Consider the following 5,644-nt stretch of genomic DNA (forward strand, 5'->3'; position numbering starts at 1 on the left):
CTGTTGCGCGCTCGTCTTCCCCCGCCACGGGCAGCGCGGTGGGATCGCCGGGCGCATCGGGCGCACTGACCTGCGCCGCCTGGCTGCGCGCCCAGGCCAAAGCCGTATCGCGCGCCTGGCGTAGCGCGGCAAAGCCGGCGACATCGGCGTCCACGTCCATCGCCCGCAGCGCATCGGCATAGGCGCGGCGGATCGCGCCCTGATCGGGGGTTGGCGCGATGCCCAGGCGGCCCCAGGCGCCGTCACTCACAGTGGCATCTCCGCGTCCAGGCTGTCGAGCCGGGCGGCAAGGTCGGCATGGGCCTGGGCAATGGCGCGATGGTCCTGGCTTTCCAGCGCAGACTGGAATGCGATGATCCACTGGCCGATCACCGTGCGCACATCGCCCAGGTGATCTTCCCACATACGCTCTGCCCGGGCGAGCAGGGCCTGGTTGCCGGCGTCCTCGCGCGGGTGAACTTTCAGCGCGGCCAGGGCACGGCGGCGACGGTCGAGTTCCGCATCGTCCTTGCGATCCTCCTCGTCCACGAACACCACGTTGCGGCTTTCCCCGGTCAGCGGGATCGACACGTCCACCTCCAGCAGGCCGGAACTGTCATAGCTGAAGCGCACGTCCACCTGCACATCGCCCGCCGGACGCGGCGGCACGGCAATATCCAGCGCGCCCAGCCGCACATTGCCGGAAACCTCGCGCGCCTCGCCCTGATAGATGCCGAATTCCCCCCGCCGCTGGTTGTCGCCCATCGTCTGGAAATAGTGCACGCGGCTGACCGGCACGGGCGTATTGCGCTCGATGATAGGGGTGAACAGACCGCTGACAATGCTGCCACGGCCATCGCGCTCGCTGCGGTCCACGCCCAGTGTGAACGGACAGACATCGGTGATGCGCACTTCGTCCAGCCCGCCATCGCGCGCGATCAGCCCGCCCTGGATCGCCGCACCCAGCGCGACGGCATGATCGGGATGCACGGTGGAATTGGGAAAGCGGCCGAACAGCCGCGTGATCGCCTTGCGCACCACCGGCATGCGCGTGGCCCCGCCGACCAGCACCACCTCTGACAGGCTGGCCGTATCGATCTGGCTGTCGCGCAGCGCGCGCACCACCGGATCGCGCAGCCGGCGCAGCAAGGGTTCGGCCGCCGCTTCCAGATCGGCCGCGCTTACGCGGGTCGCCAAGCGTTGCTCGGCCACGGTCAGCGCCAGTTCCGCCTCGCCACTATCCGACAGCGCGCGTCGCGTGCGTTCGGCCGCCTGGAGCAGCAGGGCGCGGGCGTGTTCAGGATTCAGCCGGTCGAGCAGGCCATCGGGATCGAGCCGCGCCCGCACTGCACCGGCCAATGCCGCGTTGAAATCGTCTCCGCCCAGGCGGTTGTCCCCGGCAGAGGCGCGCACCTCGACAATGCCGGCAAACATCTCCACGATCGAGACGTCGAACGTGCCGCCGCCCAGGTCGAACACCAGGAACGGCTCGTGCTCGCCCCGGCTGGCAAGGCCAAACGCCAAGGCCGCCGCCGTCGGCTCGTTGATCAGGCGGCGCACTGAAAGCCCCGCCAGTTCACCGGCGCGGCGCGTCGCCTTGCGCTGCTTGTCGTTGAAATAGGCCGGCACGGTGATCACCGCCTCGGTCGGCACGGTGCCGGTCTGCGCGGCCACGTCATCGCGCAGGCTGGCGAGGACCAGGGCGGAAAGCTCTTCCGCGCTGAACGTGTTGCGTCCCAGCTTGAGCTTGTGGTCGGTGCCCATGTAGCGCTTGAAGCTGACCTGGGTGACGCCGTCCTTGGCGGCCATGCGCTCCAGCGCGGCCTGGCCCACCAGCGTGGTGCCATCGGGCAGGACGGACACCGCCGACGGCGTCAGCATCTGCCCCAGCGCATTGGGCACCAATTGCGCCGCCTCTCCATCCCACAGCGCCACGGCCGAATTGGTGGTGCCAAGGTCAATCCCGATGATCATGCGCGCGTGCCCGTTGCCATGGTGCGATCATGGCCGGGCGAGGGCGACGATGGCAAGACGATACCCGCTCCAATCACGTGCAGATCAATCTGGCTTGCACCTGCGATGCTTCAATAAACGGAACGGGTCCGTTTCAATGCGGCACTTGTTCCGTGCGGGCCAGGCCCGACAGCGCCAGTTGCGTGTCGATCTGCTGCATCAGCCGGGCCAGCCCTGCCTCGCTCTCGCTTTCTGCCCGCGCCACCAGCACGGCCTGGGTATGCGAGGCGCGCAGCAGCCACCAGCCATCGGGCGTGGTCACGCGCACGCCATCGATCGCCACCATGTCGGCGCCTTGCGCCTCCAGCCGTGCTTTCACCTCGTCCACCGCGGCAAACTTGCGCACTTCATCCACGGCAAAGCGCAGTTCGGGCGTGGCGATCGTTTCTGGCATCGCGCCGCGCAGGTCGCCGATCGACTGGCCCAACCGCGCCGCAGCCGCGATCAGGCGGATCGCGGCATAGATGCCATCGTCAAAGCCATACCAGTCATCGGCCAGGAACACATGGCCGCTCATTTCGCCCGCCAGCAAGGCACCGCTTTCGCGCAGGCGGGTCTTCATGTGCGAATGGCCCGATTTCCACATCTGCGACTGCCCGCCCAGCGCCCGTACCCGGTCGAACAGGGCCCGCCCGGTCTTGATATCACCCAGCACCAGCGCGCCGGGACGACGGGCGAGCAGGTCTTGCGCCAGGATCATCACGATCTGGTCGGCCCAGATCACCCGGCCCAGCCCATCGACCGCGCCGATGCGATCGGCGTCGCCATCGAACGCCACGCCAAAATCGCAGCCGTCCCGCACAACTGCCTGGCGCAGATCGGCGAGGTTTTCCTCCACCGTGGGATCGGGATGATGGTGCGGAAAGGTGCCATCCACCTCGGCAAACAGCAGCCGGTGCTGCCCCGGCAGGCGGGCCACCAGGCGTTCCAGCACTGGCCCGGCGGCGCCATTGCCAGCGTCCCACGCCATGCTCAGCCCGGCCAGACTGGGGCGGTCGATCCCATCCAGCCCCTTGAGCAGGCGATCGACATAGGCATCGAGCACGGTAACGCTGCGCACCGTGCCGGTGCCGCTGTCCCAATCGCCGGCCTGCGCCTGACGCCCCAGATCCTGGATCGCCTCCCCGAAAAAGGGCTGGCCATCGCGCACCAGCTTGAAACCGTTGTGATGGGCGGGGTTGTGGCTACCGGTGATCTGGATGCCCGCAGCCACGCCGGGCAGCGTCAGCGCCGCGAAATAGAGCATCGGCGTGGGGCCAAGGCCGATCCGCACCACATCGGCGCCGCTCGCGCTCAGGCCTTCGACCAGGGCATGCTCCAGGATCGGCGAACTGACGCGGCCATCCATGCCCACCACCACTGCGCCGCCGCCCGCGCGCACCACCTGCGTGCCAAAGCAGCGCCCGATGGCACGGGCATCGTCGGCGCCCAGGCTTTCGCCGAATACGCCGCGCACATCGTATTCGCGCAGGATCGTGGGATCAAAGCTGTGATTCATGGCCTGCCCTCCGGCCGTGTTGCAGCGCTGCCGTGCGGTGGCTCAGCGCCGATCGACCAGCCGGGCCAGCAGCAGGTCGCGCGCGGCGTTGGCTTCGTGCACCGCTTCGTTGCTGCCGCCGCGATCGGGGTGGACCATGGCCAGAAGGCGGCGATGCGCCTCGATGATCTGTTCGCGCCTCGCATCGGTCCCCACGCCCAGGAGATTGCGCGCCCGGGTTTCAGCAATCGAACGCGTGTCGCGCTGGCCCAGTTCCCATGGCCAGCGCTGGGTCAGCGCCTTGACCGCCACGCAGATCAGCGCCGCCAGCAGCAGCAGCTTGGTCACGCGACGTCTACCATCGGGGTCGCTTGGCCAGAAGCAGCGCGGTGGTTGGCCGGTGGCAGGTTGAGCCCGGCCACCAGGGTGCGCAGTTCCTGGCGCGCAACCAGGTGGCTGGTGCCCAGTTCGCCCAGATGCCCCTTGTCGAGCAGCGTGAGGCCGCTGGGAAACAGCTCGCGATAGATCACGCGTTCCGACAGGCCATTGGAAATGCGGAAGCCCACGCGCTTGGACAGCTCGTTGAGTGCCTGGTCGATGCGCTTCTGGTTGCGCGCTTCCACATGCTGGGTGCGGTTGCGCACCACCACCCAGTCCATCTCGCGCCGGGCATCGCGGATCGTGGCCATGGCGCGCTTCTTGCGTGCTTCCCAGATCAGCTCGGCATAGAACGACAGGCGCCGCACGCGAAAGGTTTCGGCGTCGACCTGGCCGATGAGGTCAAAGTCGACGAAGCTGTCGTTGAGCGGGGTCACCAGGGTATCGGCGCTGGTGGCCACGTGGCGGGCCAGCGGATCATCGCGGCCCGGCGTGTCGAAGATCAGGAAATCATGATCCTGCGAAAGATCGGCCACCACCGCGTCCAGCGCCTCGGGCGTGGTATCGTTGAACACCACGTGGGTGGCGTTGGGCAGCGGGATCTGGCGGCGGCGCGCGGTCTCGTCGCGGTTCTGGAGATAGCGGTGGAGCGTTGCCTGGCGATTGTCGAGGTCGATCGCGGCGACCCGCGCCCCCTGATAGGCCAGGGCCACGGCCACGTGGACGGCGGTGGTCGATTTGCCGGTGCCGCCCTTTTCGTTGGCGAAAACGATGCGATGGGGACCTGTCGACACGCGGGCTCTCTCTCGATCTGGGGCGGTTAACCGAACGCTTGAACACCCGGTCCACCACGGCTAGGGGAAACCCCGCCGCGCGGCCGGTTGTTGCCCCGGCTTAAAGGAGAGGCACCCGGCGTGCAAACCATCTATCGCCTGGACGACCTGCGCGCGGCCGTCGCTGCATCCAAAACAGGGGAAAAAACCCTGGCCCTGGTGCCAACCATGGGCGCGCTGCACGAAGGCCACCTCACGCTGGTGCGCCGGGCGCGCGATCTCGCCGATGCCGTGGCGGTGTCGATCTTCGTCAATCCGCGCCAATTCGCCCCCGGCGAAGATTTCGACGCCTATCCCCGCCGGCTGGAAACCGATGCGGCCCTGCTCGCCCGTGAAGGCGTGGATATCCTGTGGGCCCCCGCGCCCGACGAAGTCTATCCCCAGGGCTTTGCCACGACCGTTTCGGTGGCCGGCCTTGATGAGCCGCTGTGTGGCGCGGCCCGGCCCGGCCATTTCGATGGCGTGGCCACGGTGGTGTGCAAGCTGTTCAACCAGGTGCAGCCCGATTTCGCGCTGTTCGGGGAAAAGGACTGGCAGCAACTGGCGATCATCCGCCGCATGGCGCGCGATCTTGACCTGGCCTTGCCGCGTGCCGACGCGATCATCGGCGTGCCCACCGTGCGCGAGGCCGATGGCCTGGCACTGACCAGCCGCAACCAGTACCTCACGCCCGCCGAACGCAGCCAGGCCGCCGCCCTGCCCCGCGCGATCGAGACTGCGATCGCCAGCCTGCGTGCCGGGGGCGATGCCAATGCCGCCCTGGAAACCCTGCGCACCACGCTGCTGCGCGGCGGGTTTGCCCGTGTCGACTATGCCGAACTGCGTGATGCCGAAACGCTCGACCTGCTCGATGCGCTGGGCAACCGCCCGGCGCGCGTGCTGGTGGCCGCACACCTGGGCAAGGCCCGCCTGATCGACAACTGGCCGGCCAACTGATGCGCGGCCGGCGCCCTGCCCTGGCCGT

General features: G+C 68.3%; 6 protein-coding genes. 1 reads left to right on the top strand and 5 read right to left on the bottom strand.

The genetic code is table 11. The features are described from left to right. The 5 genes from H926_RS25640 to H926_RS0104835 form a co-directional block, all read right to left on the bottom strand. Nucleotides 1-250: hypothetical protein (locus tag H926_RS25640; RefSeq protein ID WP_043607853.1), on the bottom strand; the 250-nt coding region annotated here is incomplete at its 3' end. After that, nucleotides 247-1,953 (bottom strand): Hsp70 family protein, encoded by a 1,707-nt coding sequence (locus H926_RS0104820; RefSeq protein ID WP_022675309.1) that lies wholly within the window; start codon nucleotides 1,951-1,953, stop codon nucleotides 247-249. The genes H926_RS25640 and H926_RS0104820, both read right to left, overlap by 4 nt. Nucleotides 1,954-2,086: 133 nt before the next feature. After that, nucleotides 2,087-3,490: a phosphoglucomutase/phosphomannomutase PgmG gene (gene pgmG / locus H926_RS0104825; protein WP_022675310.1), complete on the bottom strand. Its 1,404-nt coding sequence runs from the start codon at nucleotides 3,488-3,490 to the stop codon at nucleotides 2,087-2,089. 42 nt (nucleotides 3,491-3,532) lie between these two features. Then, the gene (locus tag H926_RS0104830; protein ID WP_022675311.1) at nucleotides 3,533-3,817 is read right to left on the bottom strand and encodes a molecular chaperone DnaJ; all 285 of its coding nucleotides are present in this window, start codon (nucleotides 3,815-3,817) and stop codon (nucleotides 3,533-3,535) included. Then, entirely contained in the window at nucleotides 3,814-4,641 is an 828-nt protein-coding gene (locus H926_RS0104835) for a division plane positioning ATPase MipZ (RefSeq protein ID WP_022675312.1), read from the bottom strand. The genes H926_RS0104830 and H926_RS0104835 overlap by 4 nt, the downstream gene beginning before the upstream one ends. Nucleotides 4,642-4,761: 120 nt before the next feature. Between H926_RS0104835 and panC the strand changes: the two genes are divergently transcribed. Then, nucleotides 4,762-5,616 carry a pantoate--beta-alanine ligase gene (gene panC, locus H926_RS0104840; RefSeq protein ID WP_022675313.1) on the top strand — a complete coding sequence of 285 codons (855 nt, stop codon included), beginning with the start codon at nucleotides 4,762-4,764 and terminating at the stop codon, nucleotides 5,614-5,616. Nucleotides 5,617-5,644 lie beyond the last annotated feature (28 nt).

This window comes from Novosphingobium sp. B-7 (assembly GCF_000410615.1).
GTDB classification, from domain to species: Bacteria; Pseudomonadota; Alphaproteobacteria; order Sphingomonadales; family Sphingomonadaceae; genus Novosphingobium; species Novosphingobium capsulatum.

Bases quoted from the DNA above. Each gene is read 5' to 3' on its own strand.
- H926_RS0104820 (WP_022675309.1), bottom strand. From the start codon at position 1,953: ATGATCATCGGGATTGACCTTGGCACCACCAATTCGGCCGTGGCGCTG.
- pgmG (WP_022675310.1), bottom strand. From the start codon at position 3,490: ATGAATCACAGCTTTGATCCCACGATCCTGCGCGAATACGATGTGCGC.